Source organism: Rhodococcus sp. IEGM 1305 (assembly GCF_030058635.1).
Taxonomy (GTDB): domain Bacteria; phylum Actinomycetota; class Actinomycetes; order Mycobacteriales; family Mycobacteriaceae; genus Rhodococcus_F; species Rhodococcus_F opacus_D.
Genome location: NZ_JASHKX010000063.1, coordinates 1 through 23,149, shown reverse-complemented (window position 1 = coordinate 23,149; position 23,149 = coordinate 1). Strand labels below are relative to the sequence as shown.

At 68.2% G+C, this 23,149-nt stretch carries 25 protein-coding genes and 1 pseudogene; 15 read left to right on the top strand and 11 right to left on the bottom strand.

What is annotated here, in order from left to right; translation table 11 throughout:
• Window positions 1–197, top strand: a pseudogene (locus QM693_RS36710) (ferritin); the annotation flags it as partial.
• 68 nt (window positions 198–265) lie between these two features.
• Here the strand turns inward: QM693_RS36710 and QM693_RS36705 are convergent.
• Genes QM693_RS36705 through QM693_RS36695 form a run of 3 tightly spaced genes read right to left on the bottom strand, consistent with a single transcriptional unit; the run spans window position 266 to window position 2,970 of the window.
• On the bottom strand, window positions 266–1,180 hold the full coding sequence (locus tag QM693_RS36705) for a DUF5926 family protein (protein WP_120659927.1): 915 nt from the start codon (window positions 1,178–1,180) through the stop codon (window positions 266–268).
• 33 nt (window positions 1,181–1,213) lie between these two features.
• On the bottom strand, window positions 1,214–1,978 hold the full coding sequence (locus QM693_RS36700; protein WP_037228268.1) for a glycerophosphodiester phosphodiesterase: 765 nt from the start codon (window positions 1,976–1,978) through the stop codon (window positions 1,214–1,216).
• The gene (locus QM693_RS36695) at window positions 1,975–2,970 is read right to left on the bottom strand and encodes a DUF4328 domain-containing protein (protein WP_283354756.1); all 996 of its coding nucleotides are present in this window, start codon (window positions 2,968–2,970) and stop codon (window positions 1,975–1,977) included. The genes QM693_RS36700 and QM693_RS36695 overlap by 4 nt, the downstream gene beginning before the upstream one ends.
• Window positions 2,971–3,428: 458 nt before the next feature.
• Between QM693_RS36695 and QM693_RS36690 the strand changes: the two genes are divergently transcribed.
• The gene (locus QM693_RS36690; RefSeq protein ID WP_283354755.1) at window positions 3,429–5,210 is read left to right on the top strand and encodes a hypothetical protein; all 1,782 of its coding nucleotides are present in this window, start codon (window positions 3,429–3,431) and stop codon (window positions 5,208–5,210) included.
• On the opposite strand, the gene QM693_RS36685 is transcribed toward QM693_RS36690, so the two are convergent.
• Complete coding sequence (locus QM693_RS36685; protein ID WP_283354754.1) at window positions 5,211–6,077, bottom strand: S49 family peptidase; 867 nt, start codon at window positions 6,075–6,077, stop codon at window positions 5,211–5,213.
• A 41-nt stretch (window positions 6,078–6,118) separates the two neighbouring features.
• Between QM693_RS36685 and QM693_RS36680 the strand changes: the two genes are divergently transcribed.
• Window positions 6,119–7,048 carry an LLM class F420-dependent oxidoreductase gene (locus tag QM693_RS36680; protein WP_105414055.1) on the top strand — a complete coding sequence of 310 codons (930 nt, stop codon included), beginning with the start codon at window positions 6,119–6,121 and terminating at the stop codon, window positions 7,046–7,048.
• On the opposite strand, the gene QM693_RS36675 is transcribed toward QM693_RS36680, so the two are convergent.
• Entirely contained in the window at window positions 7,045–7,524 is a 480-nt protein-coding gene (locus tag QM693_RS36675; protein ID WP_280781906.1) for a RidA family protein, read from the bottom strand. The genes QM693_RS36680 and QM693_RS36675 overlap by 4 nt on opposite strands.
• A gap of 127 nt (window positions 7,525–7,651) precedes the next feature.
• On the opposite strand from QM693_RS36675, the gene QM693_RS36670 reads away from it, so the two are divergent.
• Entirely contained in the window at window positions 7,652–7,807 is a 156-nt protein-coding gene (locus QM693_RS36670; RefSeq protein WP_283332616.1) for a nuclear transport factor 2 family protein, read from the top strand.
• A gap of 26 nt (window positions 7,808–7,833) precedes the next feature.
• Window positions 7,834–8,145 (top strand): DUF3303 domain-containing protein, encoded by a 312-nt coding sequence (locus QM693_RS36665; RefSeq protein WP_005562556.1) that lies wholly within the window; start codon window positions 7,834–7,836, stop codon window positions 8,143–8,145.
• Window positions 8,146–8,151: 6 nt separating this feature from the next.
• Here the strand turns inward: QM693_RS36665 and QM693_RS36660 are convergent, their stop codons facing one another.
• Both QM693_RS36660 and QM693_RS36655 read right to left on the bottom strand, forming a co-directional pair.
• The gene (locus QM693_RS36660; RefSeq protein ID WP_009477090.1) at window positions 8,152–8,745 is read right to left on the bottom strand and encodes an Rv1733c family protein; all 594 of its coding nucleotides are present in this window, start codon (window positions 8,743–8,745) and stop codon (window positions 8,152–8,154) included.
• A 108-nt stretch (window positions 8,746–8,853) separates the two neighbouring features.
• Window positions 8,854–9,795: an AraC family transcriptional regulator gene (locus tag QM693_RS36655; protein WP_037228289.1), complete on the bottom strand. Its 942-nt coding sequence runs from the start codon at window positions 9,793–9,795 to the stop codon at window positions 8,854–8,856.
• A gap of 81 nt (window positions 9,796–9,876) precedes the next feature.
• Between QM693_RS36655 and QM693_RS36650 the strand changes: the two genes are divergently transcribed.
• Together QM693_RS36650 and QM693_RS36645 are read left to right on the top strand one after the other, a co-directional pair.
• A complete protein-coding gene (locus QM693_RS36650) occupies window positions 9,877–10,707 on the top strand; it encodes a Rossmann-fold NAD(P)-binding domain-containing protein (protein ID WP_283354753.1) in 831 nt (276 codons plus the stop codon).
• Window positions 10,708–10,710: 3 nt separating this feature from the next.
• A complete protein-coding gene (locus tag QM693_RS36645) occupies window positions 10,711–11,178 on the top strand; it encodes an anthrone oxygenase family protein (protein WP_283354752.1) in 468 nt (155 codons plus the stop codon).
• 12 nt (window positions 11,179–11,190) lie between these two features.
• On the opposite strand, the gene msrA is transcribed toward QM693_RS36645, so the two are convergent.
• Window positions 11,191–11,901 (bottom strand): peptide-methionine (S)-S-oxide reductase MsrA, encoded by a 711-nt coding sequence (gene msrA / locus QM693_RS36640; RefSeq protein ID WP_105414062.1) that lies wholly within the window; start codon window positions 11,899–11,901, stop codon window positions 11,191–11,193.
• Complete coding sequence (locus tag QM693_RS36635; protein WP_280781912.1) at window positions 11,861–13,054, bottom strand: acyltransferase family protein; 1,194 nt, start codon at window positions 13,052–13,054, stop codon at window positions 11,861–11,863. The genes msrA and QM693_RS36635 overlap by 41 nt, the downstream gene beginning before the upstream one ends.
• A gap of 258 nt (window positions 13,055–13,312) precedes the next feature.
• Between QM693_RS36635 and QM693_RS36630 the strand changes: the two genes are divergently transcribed.
• Entirely contained in the window at window positions 13,313–13,936 is a 624-nt protein-coding gene (locus QM693_RS36630) for a superoxide dismutase (RefSeq protein WP_012691075.1), read from the top strand.
• Window positions 13,937–14,051: 115 nt separating this feature from the next.
• A complete protein-coding gene (locus tag QM693_RS36625; protein ID WP_283354751.1) occupies window positions 14,052–15,491 on the top strand; it encodes an amidase in 1,440 nt (479 codons plus the stop codon).
• A 3-nt stretch (window positions 15,492–15,494) separates the two neighbouring features.
• Here QM693_RS36625 and QM693_RS36620 read toward each other — a convergent pair whose 3' ends face one another.
• On the bottom strand, window positions 15,495–16,844 hold the full coding sequence (locus QM693_RS36620; RefSeq protein WP_283354750.1) for a YhgE/Pip domain-containing protein: 1,350 nt from the start codon (window positions 16,842–16,844) through the stop codon (window positions 15,495–15,497).
• A 199-nt stretch (window positions 16,845–17,043) separates the two neighbouring features.
• On the opposite strand from QM693_RS36620, the gene QM693_RS36615 reads away from it, so the two are divergent.
• The 5 genes from QM693_RS36615 to QM693_RS36595 all read left to right on the top strand — a co-directional run bounded on the left by QM693_RS36615 (window position 17,044) and on the right by QM693_RS36595 (window position 22,119).
• Window positions 17,044–17,571 (top strand): hypothetical protein, encoded by a 528-nt coding sequence (locus tag QM693_RS36615; RefSeq protein ID WP_005248897.1) that lies wholly within the window; start codon window positions 17,044–17,046, stop codon window positions 17,569–17,571.
• A gap of 276 nt (window positions 17,572–17,847) precedes the next feature.
• Window positions 17,848–18,558, top strand: a complete 711-nt coding sequence (locus QM693_RS36610) for a TMEM165/GDT1 family protein (protein ID WP_016884395.1) — start codon at window positions 17,848–17,850, stop codon at window positions 18,556–18,558.
• A gap of 82 nt (window positions 18,559–18,640) precedes the next feature.
• A complete protein-coding gene (locus QM693_RS36605; RefSeq protein WP_280781916.1) occupies window positions 18,641–20,317 on the top strand; it encodes an NAD(P)/FAD-dependent oxidoreductase in 1,677 nt (558 codons plus the stop codon).
• Window positions 20,318–20,330: 13 nt separating this feature from the next.
• A complete protein-coding gene (locus QM693_RS36600) occupies window positions 20,331–21,779 on the top strand; it encodes an ATP-binding protein (RefSeq protein ID WP_283354749.1) in 1,449 nt (482 codons plus the stop codon).
• Complete coding sequence (locus tag QM693_RS36595) at window positions 21,772–22,119, top strand: UBP-type zinc finger domain-containing protein (protein ID WP_280781919.1); 348 nt, start codon at window positions 21,772–21,774, stop codon at window positions 22,117–22,119. The genes QM693_RS36600 and QM693_RS36595 overlap by 8 nt, the downstream gene beginning before the upstream one ends.
• Window positions 22,120–22,128: 9 nt before the next feature.
• On the opposite strand, the gene QM693_RS36590 is transcribed toward QM693_RS36595, so the two are convergent.
• Window positions 22,129–22,476, bottom strand: a complete 348-nt coding sequence (locus QM693_RS36590) for a hypothetical protein (RefSeq protein ID WP_283354748.1) — start codon at window positions 22,474–22,476, stop codon at window positions 22,129–22,131.
• A 168-nt stretch (window positions 22,477–22,644) separates the two neighbouring features.
• On the opposite strand from QM693_RS36590, the gene QM693_RS36585 reads away from it, so the two are divergent.
• Window positions 22,645–23,149: SDR family NAD(P)-dependent oxidoreductase (locus tag QM693_RS36585; protein WP_283354747.1), on the top strand; the 505-nt coding region annotated here is incomplete at its 3' end.

Below are 23,149 nucleotides of genomic sequence, written 5' to 3'. Positions count from 1 at the left end.
GCGACTACCTCGGCGAGCAGTTCATGCAGTGGTTCCTCAAGGAGCAGGTCGAGGAGGTCGCGAGCATGACGACGCTGCTGACCATCGCCGACCGCGCGGGCAGCAACCTGTTCGACCTGGAGGAGTTCGTCGCACGTGAGATGAGCGGCCCCGCAGACACGTCCGGGGCACCGCACGCAGCCGGCGGTTCCATCTAGGCGGCTCCGCCGCCCGTGCGCCTTTCTGGTTGTGGTTGCTACCAGAAAGGCGCACGGGCCCGAAGGGCCTATCGCAACGTGACCTGACGGCCACGCAGTCCGTCGCGGGCGCGTCGCTCCTCGGTGGTGAGCGGCGCGTCGACGGCGAGTGCTTCGGCGAGTCGCTGACCGAGTTCGACGGTGGCGGCGGCCCACTCGTTCGCGTGCTTTTCGCGGTCCAGGTCGAACACCGGGACCAGCAGTCCGTGTGTCCGGAACGACCCGGCGTAGCGCGAGCCCTCACCGAGGTGGAGGCCGCCGGTCGCGTGCACGCGCGCCAGGGCCAGCATCAGATCGTCCTCGTTCTCCGGGCGCACCCAGCGGATGTGCGCCTTCTCGCCCGCATCGACCCACCACGCCGCGACGACACCCTCGGCCTCGACGCGCGCGGACGGCATGATCGCCGCATTCGCGTGCTGCACGGTGGTCGCGACCTCGGGGGCCGGCTCCACGCCTTCGGGAATCCACCAGTTGAAATCCTGGTGCACGGTGATGTCGAGCGGTGCGTCCGCGTCGATCACGTCGGCCAGTGCCGGGGTGTCGGATCCGGGGTTGGCGGAGGCCAGCGATTCACCGGCCGCGGCGTCACGGACCCAGGCGACGGACGCGGCCAGATCGGCGCCGAGATCCGCGGAATGCGCCTGGACCTGCACACCGACGAACCCGGTTGCACTGTCGCCCTCGTCGCGGACCAGCGCCGCGACAGCACCGGGCAGCACGGTCGCGAGGGTCACCGGGCGGGACGAATCCTTGACGGGCAGCGGGGCGGTCGCCGACGGGACGAACTCGCGCAGCGCCACCAGATCGCATTCGGCGGCGAGGCCTTCGAACGGCCGGGTCACGGCCGCTGCGGCGCTCTCCCGTTCCGCCTGCCGCTGCGCGAGCTTCTCGGCGCGGGCACTACCGGGCTTCGGACCACTGTTTCTCTTGCTCTTCTTTGCCACGACGCCAAAACCTACACGCCGACGCCGGTCCGGTCAGGACGCCAGCCACTTCTTGGTGCGGCCGGGGTGGTTGGTGGCCACCCAGCTGACCCCGAGTTCGCGGCACAGTTCGACGTCGCTGCGGTTGTCGACGGTCCAGCAGTAGGTGGCTCGTCCTGCGGCGGCGGCCTTGTCGACGATGTCCGGGTGTTCGTGCAGCGTCTTCACCGACGGACCGACCGCGGTGGCGCCGACGGTGGTCGCGGCTCCCCCGCCGAGGTACCGGGCGGATTCGCCGAGCAGGACGGTCGGGAGCATCGGCGCCGACCGGCGGATCCGCCACACCGCTCCGGCGGAGAACGACATCACAACGGCTCGGGAGTGGTCGGCGGACGGCGGCGCTGCGATGCCGAAGCGTTGCAGTTCGGCGAGCACCTTGCTCTCGACGAGGCCGCCGAAACGCACGGGGTGCTTGGTTTCGATGAAGAGTTTCACCGGGCGCGCCGACCAGTCCAGGGTGAGTGCGATCAGCGCACTCAGCTCGAGGAGTTCAGCCGGCTCGTCTTCCGTGCCGTAATTGAATTCCGCGAGCTCTTCGAGGGTCATCTCGCTGACGACGCCGGTTCCGGTGGACGTCCGGTCGACGGTGCGGTCGTGGACGCACACGAGGTGGCCGTCGCGGGTGAGCCGCACGTCGCATTCCAGTCCGTCCGCGCCCTCTTCCAGCGCCAGCTCGTACGCGGCGAGCGTGTGTTCCGGCATGGCCGCGGATGCGCCGCGGTGCGCCACGACCAGGGGTCCGCGCCGGTCGGGGCTCACGACGCGACGGCTTCCCGGTCGCTGGCCTCGGGAGTCTTCTCGGCGGACTTCTCGGCAGCCTTCTCCGCGTCCTTCTGCGGCGGCGGGTCGGTGGCGATCACCCAGCGGGTGACGGGTTCCTTCGCACCCTTCAGCGTCCGGCCCTCGAGTCGTCGGAGCACCATCAGTGCGAGTACGGCCGTCGTGGAGGCGACCAGCGCCGTGAAGGCGGCCAGCAGGACACCGTCCGCCATGGCCTGCAGTCCGGGCCTGGACCGCCAGAACCAGTTGAAGACGACGAGCACCGCGCCGAATACCCACAGGCTCCACCAGGCCCGGACGAGCAGGACGGCGCGGGGGTCGCGGCGAATCACCTCGAGCAGGTACACACCCGGCATCACCAGGTTCAGGCCCGGCACCGCGCAACCGACGATCACCTCGGTGGGGGTGCGCGGGTCGGACGTCTTGGCACGGGCGAACGTGCGGCGACGCATCCGCAGCAACCAGCACACACCGCCGATGCCCGACAGCAGCGCGAGGAGCATCCCGCCGGCCTGGCCGAGGAACACCGCGATGTCGGACACGACGAGCAGGGTGGGATCGATCAGCCGGGTCCGGTTGCGAAGGAGCACGGCGTACCGGCCCAGTTCGGCGAACACGGCGAACGCGTACAGACCGGCGGTGAGGGTGAGGAAGAAGGCCGCCTTGCCGGCGAGCAGTTCCGGCCAGTCGCGGCGCGCGGAGGCGGTCTCGACGTGATCGTGGAGTCCCCAGCGGGGGATCTCGGTGTAGTGCGGGGTGGGGCTCGGCGCCGACGGCTCGGCCGCGAGGCCGCTCCGCCGCAGCGGGGATCGCGCGATCCAGTGGAATCCCCGGCTCGCGGGTGGCTGGTGCTGGTCGGTGCGAACGGGGGCGAGCAGCACACCGTGGCAGCGGGGGCACCACTGCGCCGGGGAGCCGAGGACCGGCCACCGAGCCGCGCATCGCGCGCACACCTGAACGACGACGCTCATCCCCTCCGCACCCACTTCACATTGCCGATTCTGTCACGACCCGCGAATGCGGGCAGCCCACGACCGAATCGTCCTTTTTGGGGAGAATGTGTGAGCTGCACCACGGAAAATGCCGAGTTATCCACAGTTTCCACAGGTTCATACACAGTTATGGACAGTGTGAGGAGTGCTCATACACAGGTCAGAGCGCATGCGAATCCGTGATTGTTGACAGCTTCGGATGAACGGTCCACAACGGTGGATGAATTTGACATCGCAGCTCGGTGAACAATCACCACTCGGTGGCCGACGGCTCGGCCCGGAATTACCCCTCCAGTTCGGATCGCCCGCGAAGCGACCCGAGAACTCCGGACCGGCCGTCGTCTCCCCCACCTGTGCCGGGGCGAAAATGCCCCGACACTTGATCTGACGCAGCCCGGCGCGGTTTGGTTCCACCTGATCTGTAATCTCGGAAAACGATGACGGACGACGTCGGATCGCGGTGGCACCTCGGGCCCGCCCGTGTCCTCCAGGTGGCCGCCGCCCTCGTCGTGGTGCAACTTCTCGTGCGGACGTGGGTGGCCGCGAACAGCGACTTCTACTGGGACGATCTGATCCTCGCCGGGCGCGGCGGAAGCCTCCCGCTGCTCTCCGCCGACCTGCTGCTCTACGACCACGACGGTCACCTCATGCCCGGGGCCTTCCTGGTGGCGGGTATCGCGACGCGGTTGGCGCCGTACGAGTGGATCCTGCCGATGCTGACGATGATCGCGCTGCAGGCGGTGGCGTCGTATGCGGTCTTCCGGCTGCTTCGCACGATCCTCGGGCCACGTCCGGTCCTGCTGGTTCCGCTGGCGATCTATCTGTTCTCTCCGCTGACCGTGCCGGCGTTCGCGTGGTGGGCGGCGGCGCTCAACGCACTGCCGCTGCAGATCGCGCTGGCGTGGGTGGCGCGCGACGCCCTCGAGTTGTGCCGCACCGGGCGGCGGCGGTACGCGGTGTCGGGCACGCTCGTGCTGATCGCGTCGCTGCTGTTCTTCGAGAAGTCGGTCGTGGTCCCGTTCGTCGCGTTCGCGACCGTGGCGCTGCTCGCGTACGTCGGGGAGCGGGAGCGGCCGGTGCGGTCGACGCTGCGGCGAGGTGCGGCCCTCTGGGTCTCGTCGGCGGCGGTGCTGGCGGTGTGGACGGCGTTCTATTTCTCGACCGTCGCGTCGCAGTGGGAATGGGCGGGCGCGTCGCGTGCGTTCGAACTGTTCCACCACGGCACGTCGCTCGGGCTGTTGCCCACGTTCGTGGGTGGGCCGTGGACGTGGGACCGGTGGATTCCGAGTCCCCCGTGGGCGTCCCCGTCGACGGCGCTGGAGGTGGTCGGCTGGGTGGTCCTCGTCGCGGCGGTGGTCACGACGGTCCGGCTGAAGCGCCGCATCGGCTGGGTGTGGATCCTCACGGCCGCGTACTTTCTGCTGTCGGTGACGGCGATGGTCGTCACCCGGTGGGGCGCGGACACCACCTACGAACTCGCGCAGACGCTGCGCTACTTCACGGACACCGCCGTGATCCTCGCGATCGCCGTCGCGGTGATCGCCCGCGCACCCCGCCGACGCGCCGACCCTGTCCGGGTGCGGCCGCTGGTGGCCGTCACCGCCGTGGTCGCGTTCGTCGCGAGCAGCCTGTGGTCGACGTACACGTTCACCCGCAGCTGGGAGGAGAACCCGACCACGGCCTACCTCGCGACCGCGCGTGCGTCGCTCGCCGAACGGGACGACGCGCCGATCCTCCAGCAGCCCGCGTCCATCTGGGTGCTGTTGCCGGTGGCGTACCCGAACAATCTGGTGAGCCGGGTGTTCGCCCCGCTGCGGGACCGCCCCGAGTTCTCCGACAGCACCCCCGACCTCCGGATGATCGACGACGACGGTTCGGTGGTCGACGCCCAGGTCACGTGGGTGCGCGCGATCGAGCCCGGACCCGTCCCGGACTGCGGGAACCTGGTGGATCAGCGCAGTTTCGTGTCCCTCCCCCTCGACGGACCGCTGACCGGCTGGGAGTGGACTGCGCAGCTCAACTACATGGCCACCGCGGACGGTGAGATCGCCGTCGCGATGGAGGTCGGCAGCCCGGTGCGGGTGCCGGTGCAGCGCGGCCCGAATTCGGTGTTCGTGCGGCTCACCGGCGGCGGTCAGAGCGTGCGGGTGAGCACCCTGACCCCGGACCTGTCGCTGTGCATCGGCGCGGGCCCGGTCGGGGTAGTCGTGCCGAAGTAGTTACCGCCCGTACCGCGACCACGCGACGCGGGCACTGGCCGCACCGACGATCGCGGCGGCCACCTCGTCCCAGCTCGCGGCGGGCAGCCCGAGCTTCGCGAACAACGAGCGGCGCGGCCCGGTCATCTCGAGGGTGGCGTCGGGGAACCGCTTCTCCACCACCTCGCGCAGCGTGCCGATCCCGTCGACGATGCCGAGCTCGACGGCGCGGCGCCCCAGCCAGACGTCGCCGTTGAACAGCTCGGCCCCGTCCGCCTTCAGCTTGTCCCCACGGCGGCCGACCACCCAGTCGCGGAATTCGTCGTGGATACCTTCCTGGATCTGTTCGAGCCACTGCACGTCCTCGGACTTCTCCGCGAAGAACGGGTCGAGGCGGGCCTTCGCCTCGCCGGCCGAATGCAGCCGCCGTTCGATGCCCAGGCGGTCGATCAGTTCGGAGAACCCGAAGCCCGCCGAGATCACACCGACGGAGCCGACCACCGACGTGGCGGTCGCGTAGATCTCGTCGGCCGCGCAGGCCAGCCAGTAGCCGCCGGACGCGACGACGTCTTCGCAGAACGCGAGCACGGGCAGTTCGTGTTCGGTGGCGAGCTGACGGATGCGGGCGGCGATGTATTCGCTCTGCGTCGGCGACCCGCCGGGACTGTTGATCAGCAGCGCCACCGCTTTCGCACCGTGCGTGGTGAACGCGCGGCGCAGCGGTTCCTCGACGGATTCCGCGCTCAGCACGCGCCCGAAACCTGCTCCGCCGGACGCGATCATGCCCTGCAGCCGGACCACCGGCACCACGCCGGCGATGCTGCCCCCGAACGCGTCGGGCAGCTTGTCGGCCAGCGGTTTCGGCAGGTTCAGTGGGATCTTCGCCATGAAATCAGCGTACCGATCACGGATCGGGCAGAGTGGTTCACATGGAGTTGCGAATCTTTACCGAACCCCAGCAGGGTGCCACCTACGACGATCTTCTGGCGGTGGCGCAGGCCGCCGAACGTTTCGGATACGGCGCGTTCTTCCGGTCCGATCACTACCTGGCCATGAACACCGAGGGCCTTCCCGGACCGACCGATGCGTGGATCACGCTGGCGGGTCTCGCACGCGAGACGTCCACGATCCGTCTCGGCACCCTCGTCACGTCCGCGACGTTCCGGCATCCCGGACCGCTGGCGATCTCGGTGGCGCAGGTCGATCAGATGAGCGGCGGCCGCGTCGACCTCGGCATCGGCGCCGGCTGGTACGAGGAGGAGCACCAGGCGTACGGCATCCCGTTCCCGCCACTGAAGGAGCGTTTCGAGCGGCTCGAGGAATCCCTCGCCGTGATCACGGGGCTGTGGCGCACTCCGCTCGGTGAGACCTTCTCCTACGACGGGACGCACCTGACGGTCAAGGATTCGCCCGCGCTCCCGAAGCCGCGGCAGCCGCAGGGTCCGCCCGTCCTGATCGGCGGCACCGGCAAGAAGAAGACGCCCGCCCTGGCCGCGAAGTACGCGGACGAATTCAACGTCCCGTTCCAGTCCGTCGACGAGACGCGGGACGTGTTCGAACGGGTCCGGCTCGCGTGCAAGTCCATCGATCGCGACCCCACCGAGTTGGTGTATTCCAACGCGCTCGTCCTGTGCTGCGGGCGCACCGAGGAGGAGATCGCGACACGCGCCATGAACATCGGACGCGAAGTGAGCGAGCTGCGGGAGAACGGACTCGCCGGGTCGCCCGCCGAGCTCGTCGACAAGATCGGCCGCTACGCCGAGGCCGGGTCACAGCGGATCTACCTGCAGACCCTCGATCTCAGCGACCTCGACCACCTGGAACTGGTCGCCAGTGAGGTCGTTCCGCAACTGAGCTAGGCGAGCTCGAGTTCGGCGGCCACGACGACGGGAAGATTCAGGGGCAGCGCGGCCACCCCGATCGCCGTCCGGGCGTGGTCGCCGACGTCCGGGCCGAATACGTCGAGCACTACCTCGGAGAACCCGTTGAGCACCGCGGTCGTCTGGTCGTAGCCCGGTTCGGCGTTGACGAACCCCGTGACGGTGAGCCACGCACCGATGCGGTCGAGATCGCCCACCGCGCGGCGAACCCCTGCCAGCACCGCGAGGGCGGTGAGCCGGGCGGAGTGCGTGGCGTCGGCGGCCGACACGTCGGCGGGAACGGAGCCGAACGGTCCGGCGGGTGTGCCGTCCTCGGCGAGCGGCCCGTGTCCGGACACGAGCACTCTGCGGCCGTGCACGCGTACCCAGCTGAACGGCAACTCCACCCCCGGCGGCAGCTGGACGGCGCGGGGCAGCACCAGCCCCAGATCACGTAGTCGGGACTCCGCGCCCATCACCCCTCCGCTCGACGACTGCCCGGGTCATTCGGCGTGCTCAGCAACGTTCCGTTCCCTTTCCACCGGTGGAAAGCTCGAAGTACGGCCGGAACGGCCGTGTCACTCGAGTGCTCCGGAGGTTGTCATGGGTTCTGCGGAAGAAGCGGTAGTGCGTCGATTCTACGAGGAGATGAACGCGATCTCGATCCATCGTCTGGCCGACGGCAAGATCGCCGAGACCTGGCAGGTGTGGGACACACTCGGATTCCTTCAGCAGCTCGGCGCGGTCCCTGCGAGCTGAACCCGGCACGCCCTCGGGAGGGTGCAATGAAGTACGTGATTACCTGGACGCTGCGTGACGGTGGGTCCGCTGCCGAGAACGAGGCAGCTGCGCGGCGGAGCCTGGAAGTGTTCGCAAGATGGACGCCGGCGGAAGGGGCGACCTTCCATCATTTCCTCGGTCGCCTGGACGGAACCGGGGGATTCGCCTTCGTCGAGGCGGATGACCCGAACGACATCTTGGACGGTCCGACGAAATTCGGACCTTTCTTCGAGTTCCACGTCTACCCGGTCGCCGACATCGCCGTCACCACGCAGGCTGCGCAGCAGGCGGTCGAGTTCAGGGGCTCGATCAGCTGAGCGGGCTCAGTGCCGGGTGGTCGAATCCAAGAACTGTCGGAGGTCGCGGTCCCACTGCGCGTCGCGGGCGCGGTTCAGGGAGGCGCGGCAGATGAGGAAGCCGGACAGCGCGATCATCATCACCGCGAACCAGGTGAACAGGCCGGCGATCACACCGGCGACTCGTGCCGCGGACGGCGACATCGGTTCGGTGGTGAGGTTGCCGTCGGCGTTGACCCAGATGTCTTCCTTCGTTCCCGAAGGCGTGGCGGGGTCGACGGTGATGTCGGCGTGGCGGGTTTCGTTGCCCCACGTCCACTTGGCGGGGGCGGTGTCGACGCCCGACGGTGCGACGTCGGAGGTGACGGACACGCCGGTGGAGTCGGCGAGCGTGGTGGCGGAGACGGTGCGGTAGTCCGCGACCTGCTTCTCCGCCAGCGTCAGCTGACTGTCGATGGTCCGGGCACCCACGAGGATGGCCAGGGGGAGCATCGCGAACGCGAGCACCACGACCGCGAGGGTGAGCATGTTCTCGATCCGGTCCGAGCGCCGGAGTAGCGGGTTGTGCCGCTGACGGGCCGACCGCTTACGCAGCCCCCGTGCTTGAGAGTTGTTCCACATTCCGGATCCGGTCCTCTCGCCGACAATTCCCTACCATCCAGGGTCGTACGCAAGGCAAACAAGATCAAGTCAATCCGGTGTGTCTTTCGGCACTGTGCCGTAATACACTCATCTGCTCCCCGCCATCTCACGATGCTCCTTGGGGCTCACTCCGCGCACGCGTTTGAACGCCGCACTCAGCGCAAATCCGCTCCCGTACCCCACCCGCTGGGCCACCGACGCGACCGTGGCGTCGGGTTCGCGGAGCAGATCCGCGGCCAGGGACAGCCGCCAGCCGGCGAGGAATGTCATGGGCGGTTCGCCGACGAGGTCCGTGAATCGTCGCGCGAGGGCTGCCCGCGACATGCCGGTTTCCGCGGCGAGCGACTCCACCGTCCACTGGCGGGAGGGGTTGTTCTGCAGGATGCGCATCGCCTTGCCCACCACCGGGTCGCTCTGCGCCCGCACCCACGACGGCGCCTCGGCCGCCGGCCGCGCGAACCAGGCGCGCAGCACCGCGATCAGCAGCAGGTCGAGCAGACGGTCGAGCACCGCTTCCTGTCCGGGTTCGTCCCGCACCACTTCGTCGTGCATGAGGGTGACCAGCCGCGAGTCCCAGTCGGCGCGGCGCTGCACGACGAGTTCCGGGAGCGCGGTCAGCAGTCGCATGCTGATCTCGCCCGGGGTCTGGTACGTCCCGGTCAGCATGACCGTGCGGCCGTCCGCACTGTTTCCCCAGGTGCGCACGCCGAGGTCCATGGCCTCGGCGAGCGGTTCCCCGCGGAGCGTCGTGCAGCTCTGGTCGGGGTTGATGATCACGTGCGGCGGGGTGTCCGGATGGTCGGCGACGACGTAGCGCTCGGGTCCGCGAACGATCGCGACGTCACCCTCGGTGAGCTGCACCGGGTCGCCGGTGTGCGGCAGGATCCACGCCTCGCCCCGGCCCATCGCGACGAGGCTGAGCGGCGCGTGGTCGTCGATCTGCAGCGACCACGGCGGTTCCATGATCGAGCGGAGCACGAACGCGCCTGCGGCGCGGGGACCACTGATGAGACCGGCGAGGGGATCCACGCATCCACCGTAGACGCTCGCGTATGGATCAGCGGGTTTCAACCATGGAAAGTCTCGGCGTCGCCGTCTTGACTGAAAGACATGACAACGACACCGCACACACTCGTCCTCACCGGCACCGGCAAGATCGGCAGCCGCGTCCTCGCCCGGCTCGCCGCCGCGGAAGTACCTTCCCGGGGCGGTTCCCGCTCCGGCCGTCCCCCGTTCGACTGGGAGAACAGGGACACGTGGCGGCCCGCGCTGGAAGGAACCACCTCGGTGTACATCGCCTACTACCCGGATCTCGCGGTGCCGGGAGCGGCGGAGGTCGTCGAGGAGTTCGCGGGCCTGGCCGTCGCGAACGGCGCCCGGCGACTCGTCCTGCTCTCCGGTCGCGGCGAAGCCGAGGCGGAGCGCAGCGAACTCGCGATCCGCAAGGCGGGAGCCGAGTGGACGATCCTCCGGTCCAGTTGGTTCAGCCAGAATTTCAGCGAGAGCTTCATGCTCGACTCACTGCTTGCGGGCGACCTCGCACTGCCCGTCGACGGGCACGTGCTCGAACCCTTCGTCGACGCGGACGATCTCGCCGAGATCGCCGTCGCCGCTCTGACCGGGGACGGCCACGCCGGCGAACTGTACGAACTGACCGGGCCGCGGTTGTTGTCGTTCGGTGACGCCATCGCCGAGATCGCGAAGGCAACGGGTCGTGAAATCCGGTACACCCCAGTCACTTCGGAAGAGTATTCGACGGCGCTGGCCGGGCAGGGGGTACCGTCCGACGCGATCGGCCTGCTCACCTACCTGTTCGACGAAGTACTGGACGGGCGCAACGCGTCACTCACCGACGGGGTGGAACGCGCACTGGGGCGCGCGCCCCGCGACTTCACCGACTACGTCCGCGCCGCTGCAGCGGCCGGTGTCTGGAGGGTCTGACCAATGGAGCGTTATCTGACGATCGTCACGGCGGTGGGTGCCGGCGTGGTGGGCGGCGTGATGTTCGCGTTCTCCACGTTCATCATGACCGGGCTCGGTCGCCTGGAGCCGGCTCAGGGCATCGCGGCGATGCAGGCGATCAACCGCGAGGCGCCGAACTTCTGGTTCATGACGGCGCTGTTCGGCACCGCACTGACGTCGATCGTGCTCGCGGTCGTCAGTGTGGTGCGGCACGACGGTTCGGCCGTCTACGCGGTGATCGCGTGCGCGCTGTATCTCGTGGGAATCGTGCTGACCATCGTCTACCACGTTCCGCACAACAACGCGCTGGACGAAATCGACCCCACCGCGGCCGACTCGGCGGCGTACTGGCGCGACTACGTGTCGGGATGGACCGGGTGGAACCACGTGCGCACCGTCAGCGCCATCGCGGCGTCCGCGGTGCTCACATGGTCCGCGACCCGCGGTTGAGACCGGGAGGGACTACGAGGGCGGCAGGATGTCGGTCTGCGCCGGGACCTCGTCCTGCTTCAGCAGACCGACCGGGCAGCTGACGCCGGTGGCGTGCACGGGGCAGTAACCGCCGGGGTTCTTCGCGAGGTACTGCTGGTGGTAGTCCTCGGCGTAGTAGAACTGCGTGAGCGGGGCGATTTCCGTGGTGATCGCCCCGTATCCAGCGTCGGCGAGCCTCTTCTCGAAGGCCTCACCGGTGGCCTCGGCGATCTCCACCTGCTGTTCGTCGATCGTGTAGATGGCCGAACGGTATTGCGTTCCCTGGTCGTTGCCCTGCCGCATGCCCTGTGTGGGGTCGTGGTTCTCCCAGAACTCCTTGAGGATCTCGGCGTACGAGATCACCTTCGGATCGAAGACCACGAGCACGACCTCGGTGTGACCGGTGCGACCGGAGCAGGTCTCCTCGTAGGTGGGGTTGGGCGTGTAGCCGCCGGCGTATCCCACCGCGGTGGTGTAGACGCCGTCGAGTTGCCAGAACTCCTTCTCGGCGCCCCAGAAACATCCCATGCCCAGCACGGCGGTCTGCATGCCCTCGGGGAACGGGGGTTGCAAGGGGTGACCGTTGACGAAGTGCGTCGCCGGAACGGGAATCGGTTGACTGCGGCCGGGGAGGGCGTCCTCGGCGGTGACCATCACGGACTTAGCGGCTGCTCGACCCAGAAGCTCGTCGTACCAAGACATGATTCGATGCTACGCGCGGTGCCGGAGTGGTCTCCCGCGCGAGCGCCGACTGTCTGCGCATCCGCTCGACGCGAGCGGTCACCCACCCCGTGGCGGGGACCTCCACCCACCGGTACATCGCCTCCGACACCAGTGCCGTCACCACGAGGAATGCGATCACCGCCCCGGTCTCGCCGAACGAGCCGACCGTGTGCTCGTACACGCGGTACAGGATCAGGGTGTGGACGAGGTAGATCGCGTAGCTGCGCGTCGCGGTCCACCGCACGACGGCCCAGTGCGCCGCGGGACCGTCGTACCGGCCCACCAGCACGACGCACGCGGTGACGACAGCGAACGTCCAGAGGTAGTGATCGCCCGCCCAGTACACGCGGAAGTCGGTGGCGAGGCGGATGACCTCCACCTGGGCCAGCCCGGCGACGACGATCCACCGGCAGTCCGCGAGCCGGGCCCAGCCGAGGTAGATGATCTGCCCGAGGAACACGGCAGGCAGCGTCGCGGCGATCTTGGACAGCATCGGGACCGTGTACGGCTGCGGCGCGTACAGGTTGTAGAGCAGGATCAGCGCGCAGACCGCGGCGCCGGCCATCGGCATCGCGATGGGCAGGGTGCGCAGCACGGGGCGCGCGGCCACGCAGGCGAGGTAGAAGAAGATCTGCACGGCGAGGGTCCAGGTGACCCCGAGAACCGCCACCTCGGGTTTGAGGAAGAAGCCGCCGAGCACGAAACTCAGGGCCGCGTCGACATTCGACACCCCGTCCTGGCCGCTGAACATGCCGTTGATGCCGAGGCGGACGAGCACGATCGCGGCGAGAACGGCCACCCAGAATGCGGGCAGGATTCGTCCGAGCCGGTTGAACAGAAATTGCCCGGGCTCGTGACGAATGGCCGAACGGGTGATCAACACCCCGGTCAGCATCATGAAGACGGCGACCCCGAGAAAGGACAGATGCTGGTTGAGACCGCCCCTCTCGATGAAGATTTGATAGACGACGTCGATGAACCACCATCCGGTTCCGAGGTCGTCGATCAGATAGAACGAGATGTGCGAGTAGATCACGGCCAGAACTGCGAAGAAGCGGAGCAGATTCGCGCCCGTGAGCTCCACACGCGGCGCGGCCGCATGCGAATCTGCAACAGGTATCAGCGAAGGCATCGCGTCAGCTTAAGGTTCCGTTCACCGGTCGGACGAATTCTCACGACATCCAGTGTCACCTCGTCAGCATTTTTTCGGGTGCCCGAACTTTCCTGTGAGGGAATCGCTCGGTGACCCCAACTGTTGCGCAGGGTGTACCAATGAGATTGGGTATATACCCGAGAACGATTCGCCAAAGGCGGGTGTCAGACGCGTGCCCACGTGTCGTCGGCACCCGGAAACACAAGGGCTCACACGCCCATAGATGAAGGGACCCTCGTGTCTGTTTACACGCTGCCGGAACTCCCGTACGACTACGCAGCTCTCGAGCCGCACATCTCCGGCAAGATCATGGAACTGCATCACGACAAGCATCACGCCGCGTACGTGACCGGTGCCAACACGGCCCTCGACAAGCTGGCCGAGCTCCGCGAGTCGGACACCCTGCCCGCCGTGGTCAACCTGCACGAGAAGAACCTCGCCTTCCACTTGGGCGGCCACACCAACCACACGGTCTTCTGGAACAACCTCTCGCCCGACGGTGGCGACAAGCCGACCGGTGAGCTCGCTGCCGCGATCGACGACCAGTTCGGCGGCTTCGACGCGTTCCGCAACCACTTCTCGGCCAACGCCAACGCCATCCAGGGCTCCGGCTGGTCCATCCTGGCCTGGGACTCCATCGGCCAGCGCCTGCTCATCGTCCAGCTGTACGACCAGCAGGGCAACATCCCGATCGGCCTCACGCCGCTGCTGCTCCTCGACATGTGGGAGCACGCCTTCTACCTCGACTACCAGAACGTCAAGGGCGACTACGTCAAGGCCTTCTGGAACATCGTGAACTGGGCGGACGTTGCCGCTCGTTTCGAGAAGGCACGCACGCAGACCGCGGGCCTGATCGTCTAGTTTCCTCTCCGCAGCCACGGGCGCACGGACCACTCTCGGGTGTGTCCGTGCGCCCGTGCTCGTTTCGGGTCCGGAATTCCTTCCGAGCAGGCCGAGCGTCCAATAGGCTTCGGAAGTGACCGAGTTCAGCAACCCCGCCCGGGACGACACCGTCGTCCACGCCTTCCGCGACGACGCGCTCGGCGACCTCGACGCCACCGGCCTCGCGGCACGGATCGCCGCGGGAGAGGTGTCGGTCCGCGAGGTGACGGAGGCGGCGATCGCGCGCGCCGAGTCGGTCGGACCCGCCCTGAACGCCCTGGCATTCGCCGACTTCGACCGTGCACTGACGGAAGCGGACCGCCCACACGAGGGCGCCTTCGCGGGGGTGCCGACCGTCGTCAAGGACAACGTCGACGTCGCGGGCCTGCCCACGCAGCACGGCAGCGTCGCCTTCGCCGCACAGCCCGCCCGGGTCGACAGCGACTTCGTCACGCAATATCTGTCCACAGGTGTGCTCTCGCTGGGGAAGAGCCGGCTCCCCGAGTTCGGGTTCAGCGCGTCCACCGAGTTCATGGACGCCGAGGCCGTGCACAATCCGTGGAATCCCGCCTTCTCGCCGGGAGCGTCCTCGGGTGGTTCGGCCGCACTCGTCGCTTCGGGTGTCGTGCCGATCGCGCACGCCAACGACGGCGGCGGCTCCATCCGCATACCCGCGGCCGCGTGTGGGCTCGTCGGCCTGAAACCGTCCCGCGGGCGGACGGTCCCCGACGCCATGGACAAGACGTTGCCGATCCGGATCATCGCGCAGGGCGCCGTCACCCGCTCGGTGCGGGACACCGCACGGTGGATGGCGTCCGCCGAACGCTACTACCGCAATCCGGCGCTGCCACCCATCCGGTTGGTCGAGGGGCCGAGCAGCACCCGGCTGAAGGTCGGGTTGGTGGTCGATTCGGTCACCGCCTCCCGCACGGACGACGAGACGCGCAAGTCGGTCCACGCGACCGCCGATCTGCTGGCCGACCTCGGGCACCACGTCGAGGAGTGCCCGATGCCGGTGAACTCCTCGTTCGTCGAAGACTTCTGCATCTACTGGGGATTCCTGTCGTTCGTCATCTCCAGCAACGGCAAGCGGATGCTCGGACCGGACTTCGACCGCGACGCCACCGACAACCTGACGCGCGGACTCGCCGCGATGTACCGCAGGAACATCGCGAAGACTCCGCGGGTGCTCTACCGGTTGCGGCGCACGTACCGTGAGTACGCGCAGATCTTCCAGAAGTACGACGTGATCCTGTCGCCCACCCTGGCTCACACGACGCCGGAGCTCGGATACCTCTCGCCGACACAGAGTTTCGAGGAGTTGTTCGACAAGCTGATCGCCTACACGGCGTTCACGCCGCTCAACAATGCTTCGGGCGGACCGGCCATCTCGCTGCCGCTGCACGAGACGTCCCGCGGCCTGCCGCTGGCGTCGCACTTCTCCGCCGACCACGGCGACGAGCGGACGCTGCTCGAGTTGGCGTTCGAGCTCGAGCAGGCCACGCCGTGGCGTCGTATCCAGGACGCCCGCTGACGGTCAAGCCCTGCGCCGCAGGCCCATCCACACGACGGCACCCGCCAGCAGCACGGTGGTGATCCCGAAGCCGACGGCGAGGTGCTCGGCGGTGAGGATCGGTGACGGCGCGGACAGTGTGCGGGTCACCGCGACCGGTTCGGCGAGCACCGTCGCCAACTGGTTCTGCTGAGCCGCCGTGCGCACCGGCATCGCCGCGACACCGTTGTTGAGGTCGGTGGACAGCTGCCCCGACAACGTCTTCAGCTTCGCGAACCCGTCGACGATCTGCGAGGTGGCACCTTCGAGCATCTCCGGTGCCTGATCGGCGATCGGGACGATACCGTCGTTCAGTTGCCGTGCCCCGCTGCTCAGCTGATTGCTGGCGTCGGTGAGCTGACCCATCGCAACGCGCACGAGTTCGCCCAGGTCCGTGTCGGGGCCGACTCCTCCGCCCAGCAGACCGGGCACCGAACCCAGCTGTGCGGAGAACAGATCGAGGTCGGCACTGACCTGCCGGAGCGACGGGACCACGTCCGATGCAACGGGAGTGGCGTCGAGAACGCGGATCGTCTCGTCGATTCCGGTGCGCATCCGGGTGGCGCTGTCGTTCGCTTCGCCCAGCGTCAGCCCCAGCGCGCTCAACCGGTCCGCGAGGTCGTCGGCCGTTCCCGACGTCTGGTCGACCACGCCCGCCACCTGGTCGGCGACGCCCAGCAGTTGCACCGAGCCGGAGCGTGCCTTCTCGAGATATGGGAGCAGAGTGTCGGCGCCCTCTGTGAGCTGTTGTGCCGCATCGTCTGCCGCCGCCGTGCCGGCTGCGAGGAACCCGGCTGTCATTCCCGCCTGCTGGAACCGCGTCCGCGACGAGGACATGTCCGCCAGCAGATCCGTGATGCCGTCCGCGCCGATCTGGGACGACACCACTCCGGAGAGTTCCTCGGACGCACCGGTGTCGGAACCCGCGACGTCGAGGTCGAGGGTCGCCTGCCGTGGCTTCGCGCCCCACACCGAGGACACCGCCTCGCTGAAGTCTTCGGGCACGGTCACCGTGGCGAACCAGTCGCCGTCCGCCGCCGCGTCCGCGTCGACCACCTTCCAGTCGAAGGCCTCGTTCGCCTCGAGTTTCTCGATGAGGGTGTCGCTCGCACGCACCGGTTTTCCGTCCACGGCGGCGCCGGCGTCGGTGTTGACGATGGCCACGGTCCGGCTGTCTGCCGCGCTGTCACCGAGGAACATGTACCCGAGTCCCCCCGCGGACGCCAGGACCAGACCGGCCATGGTGGCCGCGGCGACGCGCCGCGAAGTGAGGACCTTTCGCGTCGACTCGGTTCGGGCGTGATTCGCGGAATTCCGTGCGCGCTCAGAGGTCATTCCGGTGAGGGTAGGTGGCTTTCGTAGCGGCACATTGTGACCATTCTGAGGATTCTCTGAGATGTTCGCCCGCGTGAAGACCCGTTAGCACTCCCCTGCTCTTGTGTGCCAGGCACTGTCGGGCGCATTCTTCAAGTACCCAACGAGGTGTGCAGAACGAATCATGTTCGAAGCGTGTCATCACACCGAGGAGGCAGAGATGAACAGGGACGGCTACATCGGCATCTCGCCCTTCCAGGCCGCGGGTACTTTGCGGGGATTCGTCATTTCCGGGCGTTGGCCCGACACCACCAAGGAATGGGCCCAGTTGCTCGCGCTCGCCGTGCGGGTGGCGTGCGTTCCGGGGCTGCTCCACACCACGACCGTCTTCGGCGCGCACGAGGACCTGCCCGAGGAGCCCGAGCCCGAGACCGTCGGCCTCGTGGTGGCCGAGGGCACAGTTCTCGGGGAGTTCGCGCTCGCTCCCGGCCGCTTCGCGGATCATCAGCCGCCGGCGCTGATGATGCTGCACCCGCCGTCCGAGACGACCCCGTCGCTCCCGGAGTGCGCGGGCGCCGCGTCGGGCTGTGTCTTGCTCCCCGGCCTCCCCCACCTGGGGCTGGAACACCGGGCGGCGTGGGTGGAGGCAGAAGCGGACGGGACGGTGACGTCCATGGTCAGCCGGGTCGGTATCGACCCGATCAGCGATCCCGACACTGCCGTTTTGGCCATGCTGCTGGCCTCGTGAGGGTACCCGAAGTTTCTGCGGTCGGTGCCCCAAACTTATTGCCGCCTTTGCCTTTTCAAATAAGTCACGCTAACGTTACGGGCATCGAAGGGGAGTAGCCCCCAATCGCCTGTGTCGACATACTGGCTCGTTGCTTCACCGCACCGGACCCGGCCTGGCGAACCGCCGCCGGATCACCCGGCGCCGGTGGGCGAGACCTTCGGCCGGACAGACGTACCCGCGTCTGCCAGGCCGGAGGAATCCACCCGTCATCCTCCGACCGACCACAGGAGGAGGATGCCCGTGCTGACCGCCGCACTACTGAGCTTCGGCGTGATCTTCGTCGCCGAACTGGGAGACAAATCCCAGCTGATGGCGATGACGTTCGCCCTGCGCTACCGCTGGTGGGTCGTGATCGCCGGCATCACCGTCGCGACCACCGTGGTCCACCTGGTGTCCGTCGCCGTCGGCCACTACCTCGGTGTAGCGCTCCCGACCGCGGCGATCAGCATCGTCGGCGGTGCGGCCTTCCTGATCTTCGGTGCGTGGACGCTGCGCGGCGACGACCTCAGCGAGGACGAGCAGCTCAAGGCGGGGCGGGCCACCCGCTCGGCGTTCCTGGCCGTCACGTCCGCCTTCTTCCTCGCCGAACTCGGCGACAAGACCATGCTCGCCACCATCACCCTCGCCACCGACCACGACACCATCGGCGTGTGGATCGGCTCGACCGTCGGCATGGTCGCGGCCGACGCCCTGGCCATCGTCGTCGGCGCCGTGCTGGGTAAGCATCTGCCCGAGAGTGTCATCCGCATCGGCGCGGCCGTTCTGTTCTTCGCTTTCGGCATCTGGTTGCTGCTCGAGGGTCTGCTCCCCGGCAACGTGGCCGGACCGATCGCCGGCGCCGCCGTCGTCGTTCTGGCGCTGGCCGGTGCGGCCGGTCGCGCAGTGTGGTCCCGGCGCCGCCGCGGTGCCGCGGCAGAACCCGAACAGATGCAGCACCAGGACTGAACCCGGTCGACAAAGACGCGCCCTCGGGCAATACTCGGAAGCCTTGGAGTACCTCGCAGTTCTCACGGACGAGAGGGCGTGTGTGAACCATCCCGTAGCGAGCGGCAAGCCTGCGATTCTCACCGTCGACGACGATCCCGGGGTCTCGCGCGCCGTCGCCCGCGATCTGCGGCGCCGATACGGTGAGAAGTACCGGATCATCCGCGCCGAATCCGGCGAGTCCGCACTCGACGCGATGAAGCAGATGAAGCTGCGCGGGGATCCCGTCGCGGCGATCCTCGCGGACTACCGGATGCCGTCGATGAGCGGGATCGAGTTCCTCGAGAAGGCCATGGACCTGTATCCGGTCGCGCGGCGCGTGCTGCTCACGGCCTACGCCGACACCGACGCGGCCATCGAGGCGATCAACGTCATCGACCTCGACCACTACCTGCTCAAACCGTGGGACCCGCCCGAGGAGAAGCTGTACCCGGTGGTCGACGCCCTGCTCGAGGCGTGGGCGTCTTCGGATCACCACCCCGCCGAGGAGACGAAGGTCGTGGGTCACCGCTGGGCGCCGCGGTCCTCGGAAGTGCGCGAGTTCCTGGCCCGCAACCAGCTGTCGTACCGCTGGTACATGTCGGACGAGCCGGAGGGCGGGCGGCTGCTCACCGCCGCAGGCGAGGACGGCCGGCGCCTGCCCGTGGTGATCTGCTCCGACGGCGAATGCCTGGTGGAGCCGTCGGACACCGAATTGGGACGGCATCTCGGACTCCGGACCGACCCGTCGGAGAACTTCTACGACCTCGTCGTCGTCGGCGGCGGACCGGCCGGCCTGGGCGCCGCCGTCTACGGCGCCTCGGAGGGTCTGCGCACCGCCCTGATCGAACGGACCGCGACCGGTGGGCAGGCGGGTCAGAGTTCCCGCATCGAGAACTACCTCGGTTTCCCCGACGGCGTGTCCGGCGCGCAGCTCGCCGAACGGGCCCGCAGGCAGGCCACCCGATTCGGGGCCGAACTGATCACCACCCGCGACGTGGTGGCGCTCGAGGTCAACGGATCGGCGCGGACCGTCCGGTTCGCGGACGGCGACACCATCGACGCACACACGGTGATCCTGGCGACCGGCGTCTCCTACCGGCGGCACCCCGCTCCCGGAGTCGACGACCTCACCGGTCGCGGCGTCTACTACGGATCCGCCGTCACCGAGGCCGCCCGCTGCACCGACCAGGACGTCTACATCGTCGGCGGGGCCAACTCCGCCGGACAGGCGGCGGTCTACCTGTCGCGGGGCGCCCGGTCGGTCACCATCGTCGTCCGGGCGCAGTCGCTCGAGGATTCGATGTCGTACTACCTCGTCCAGCAGATCGAACGGAACCCGCGCATCCGCGTCCGGCCCTGCACCGAGGTGATCGGCGTCGAGGGCGAGGGTCACCTCGAGAAGGTCCGGCTGCGCAACAACGCGACCGGCGACGAGGAGACCGTCGACGCCGGGTTCCTGTTCCTGTTCATCGGCGCCGCCCCGCGGACCGAATGGCTCGAGGGCGTCGTCGCCCGGGACGAGAACGGGTTCGTCGTGTCCGGACCCGACCTCGTCGTCGACGGGAAACCGCCGAGCGGCTGGCCCCTCGACCGTCTCCCCCATCACCTCGAGACGAGCGTCCCGGGGATCTTCGCGGCGGGTGACGTGCGCTCCGAATCGGCGAAGCGGGTGGCGTCGGCGGTCGGCGAAGGCGCCATGGCCGTGATGCTCGTCCACCGCTACATCGGCCAACCGTGACCAGGGGCAGACCATGACCCAACTCCCGTGCAATCCCCCCGAGCTGAGGACGTTGTTCCTCTTCGAGAAGCTCACCGACCACCAGCTCGAGCAGCTCTGCGAGAAAGGGCACGTCGAACTGATCGAACCCGGCCCCGTGTTCGCGGAGGGTGAGATCGCGACGTGCTTCTACGTGCTGATCGAAGGCGAGCTCGTGCTGAGCAAACTGTCGGGCGGCGAGGAGATCGAGTTCAGCCGGACGTCCCAGCGCGGCGTGTACTCCGGGGCCTGGCAGTCGTATCTCGGTGACCGTGCACCCCAGACGTACACCGCGTCGATGCGCGTCACCGCCCCGTCGAAGTTCTTCGTCCTCGACGCCGACCGCTTCGGGCAGCTGATGCGCGAATGGTTCCCGATGGCCGTGCACCTGCTGGAGGGGCTGTTCTTCGGCAACCAGAACGCGAAGCAGGTCGTCGATCAGCGGGAACGCCTCCTCGCGCTGGGGTCGCTGTCGGCGGGGCTCACGCACGAGCTCAACAACCCGGCGGCCGCCGCGGTCCGGGCGACGGCGTCGCTGCGCGACCGGGTGTCGCACATGCGGCAGAAACTGAGCGTGATCGCCTCGGGCGTGTACGACCGGCAGGCGCTGGCCACGTTGATCCGGTTGCAGGAGGAAACAGCCGAACTGGTCGCGAAGGCGCCGACGCTGACCCCGCTCGAAGCGTCCGACCGCGAGGACGAACTCGGCGACTGGTTCGACGACCACGGCGTCTCCGGGGGCTGGGACCTGGCGCCCACGTTCGTGCAGGCGGGGCTCGACGTGCCGTGGCTCGAGCGGATCGTCGCCAGCGTCGACGACGAATCGATGGTCGAGAGCGCGATCCGCTGGCTCAACTACACCATCGAGACCGAACTGCTGATGAACGAGATCGCCGACTCGACCGCCCGGGTCTCCACCCTGGTGAACGCAGCGAAACAGTACTCGCAGATGGACCGTGCCCCCTACCAGCGCGTCGATCTGCGGGAACTGCTCGACAGCTCGCTGGTGATGCTCGGCCGCAAGATCGGCGACTCCGTCATGGTGGTGAAGGAGTACGACCCGACGCTGCCGCAGATCCCGGCGTACGCCGCGGAACTCAACCAGGTGTGGACGAACCTCATCGACAACGCCGTCGCCGCCATGGACGGCCACGGCACCCTCACCGTCCGCACCCGCCGCGACGGCGACATGGCCCTCATCGAGATCGGCGACACCGGACCGGGTGTGCCCGAGGAGATCCGGTCGCGCATCTTCGAACCGTTCTTCACGACGAAACCCGTGGGTGAGGGAACCGGACTCGGCCTCGACATCTCGTGGCGGATCGTCGTGAAGAAACATCGCGGCGACCTGCGCGTGGAGTCCGAACCGGGCGACACCCGGTTCCAGGTCCGCATTCCGATCGAACCCGAAGTCGCAGCAGCAGAAGGAGCCTCAGATGGGTGAGCTGGAGGGAATCGACCCGAGCGTGCCGCCGAGCGGAGAGGGGTGCGCCGAGTGCGACAGCGACGGCGGGTGGTGGGTGCACCTGCGCCGGTGCGCGCAGTGCGGCCATGTCGGTTGCTGCGACTCCTCCCCGGAACAGCACGCCACCAAGCACGCCGCCGACACCGGGCACCCCGTCGTGCGGAGTTTCGAACCGGGCGAGAACTGGTTCTGGAACTACGCCACCGAGATTGCCTTCGAAGGCCCCGATCTTGCCCCGCCGCAACATCATCCGATCGACCAGACCGTCCCCGGTCCCGCTCCTCGGGTTCCGGCGGACTGGCAGGCGCACATTCACTGACGCGAGTGGTCAGAGTTGCTCGAGGCGGTGTGCCGTCGCCGCGTCCTGCTCGTCGTACCGGGCCAGCGCCGCTTCGAACGTCGCCTTCAGATCCAGCGCGTAACGCTCGTGCGCCGCGAACGCCCCGACCGCCGAGTTCTCGACGGCGACGCCCGGGCCGCCGATCGCCGTCGCCCGGAACCGGGCTGCCAGGTCTGCCGCCGACCGCAGATGGGTTTCACCGAGACCGAAGCTCTCGGGCGCAAGTTCGCGATGCGCTCGCTCTCGCAGGTCCTGCATGTCGGCCGCCAACACCTCGCACGCGGCGATGCACCGCACCAACGCGTCGCGATCCACTTCGAGCCGGTCCTCGCTCATCCGTCCCCCTACGGTCCTGCGCGTCCCCTGATCCGCGCGAGAAGACAAACTACCCGGTCCCCCGCCCACCACGTTTCCCTCGCTGCTGCCGTCACAGCGAGCGGGCGTTATGGTGCAGGTCACCAGGGTCGGCCAACGGAGGTCGCCGGGAAAGTAAGGATGCGAACTGTGGAAATTCAGGGAACCGCCGCACTGGTCACCGGAGCGGCCTCGGGCCTCGGCGCCGCCACCGCCAAGCGTCTCGCCGACGCCGGAGCCACCGTGTTCGGACTCGACCTGCAGCAGTCCATCGAGCGCGCCGGTGACAACGTCCCCGACGGCGTGACCCTCCTCGCCACCGACGTCACCAGCGGTGACGAGGTCCAGGCCGCGATCGAGAAGATCGTCGAATCGGGTCTGCCGCTGCGCATCGTCGTCAACTGTGCCGGCGTCGGCTGGGCCGGGCGCATCCTGTCGAAGAAGGGCCCCCACGACCTCGAACTGTTCCGCACCGTCATCACGGTCAACCTGCTCGGCACGTTCAACGTCATGCGCCTCGCCGCCGACGCCATCGCCAAGACCGACACCGTCGACGAGTCCGGGCAGCGCGGCGTCATCATCAACACCGCCTCCGTCGCCGCGTTCGAGGGCCAGATCGGGCAGATCGCGTACTCCGCGTCCAAGGGTGGCGTGC

Coding starts and splice junctions, on each gene's coding strand:
- msrA (WP_105414062.1), bottom strand. CDS start 11,901: ATGTCTTGGTACGACGAGCTTCTGGGTCGAGCAGCCGCTAAGTCCGTG.
- QM693_RS36690 (WP_283354755.1), top strand. CDS start 3,429: ATGACGGACGACGTCGGATCGCGGTGGCACCTCGGGCCCGCCCGTGTC.
- QM693_RS36620 (WP_283354750.1), bottom strand. CDS start 16,844: ATGACCTCTGAGCGCGCACGGAATTCCGCGAATCACGCCCGAACCGAG.
- QM693_RS36645 (WP_283354752.1), top strand. CDS start 10,711: ATGGAGCGTTATCTGACGATCGTCACGGCGGTGGGTGCCGGCGTGGTG.
- QM693_RS36685 (WP_283354754.1), bottom strand. CDS start 6,077: ATGGCGAAGATCCCACTGAACCTGCCGAAACCGCTGGCCGACAAGCTG.
- QM693_RS36695 (WP_283354756.1), bottom strand. CDS start 2,970: ATGAGCGTCGTCGTTCAGGTGTGCGCGCGATGCGCGGCTCGGTGGCCG.
- QM693_RS36600 (WP_283354749.1), top strand. CDS start 20,331: ATGACCCAACTCCCGTGCAATCCCCCCGAGCTGAGGACGTTGTTCCTC.
- QM693_RS36635 (WP_280781912.1), bottom strand. CDS start 13,054: ATGCCTTCGCTGATACCTGTTGCAGATTCGCATGCGGCCGCGCCGCGT.
- QM693_RS36670 (WP_283332616.1), top strand. CDS start 7,652: ATGGGTTCTGCGGAAGAAGCGGTAGTGCGTCGATTCTACGAGGAGATG.
- QM693_RS36610 (WP_016884395.1), top strand. CDS start 17,848: ATGCCCGTGCTGACCGCCGCACTACTGAGCTTCGGCGTGATCTTCGTC.
- QM693_RS36660 (WP_009477090.1), bottom strand. CDS start 8,745: ATGTGGAACAACTCTCAAGCACGGGGGCTGCGTAAGCGGTCGGCCCGT.
- QM693_RS36665 (WP_005562556.1), top strand. CDS start 7,834: ATGAAGTACGTGATTACCTGGACGCTGCGTGACGGTGGGTCCGCTGCC.
- QM693_RS36615 (WP_005248897.1), top strand. CDS start 17,044: ATGAACAGGGACGGCTACATCGGCATCTCGCCCTTCCAGGCCGCGGGT.
- QM693_RS36675 (WP_280781906.1), bottom strand. CDS start 7,524: ATGGGCGCGGAGTCCCGACTACGTGATCTGGGGCTGGTGCTGCCCCGC.
- QM693_RS36650 (WP_283354753.1), top strand. CDS start 9,877: ATGACAACGACACCGCACACACTCGTCCTCACCGGCACCGGCAAGATC.
- QM693_RS36680 (WP_105414055.1), top strand. CDS start 6,119: ATGGAGTTGCGAATCTTTACCGAACCCCAGCAGGGTGCCACCTACGAC.
- QM693_RS36590 (WP_283354748.1), bottom strand. CDS start 22,476: ATGAGCGAGGACCGGCTCGAAGTGGATCGCGACGCGTTGGTGCGGTGC.
- QM693_RS36595 (WP_280781919.1), top strand. CDS start 21,772: ATGGGTGAGCTGGAGGGAATCGACCCGAGCGTGCCGCCGAGCGGAGAG.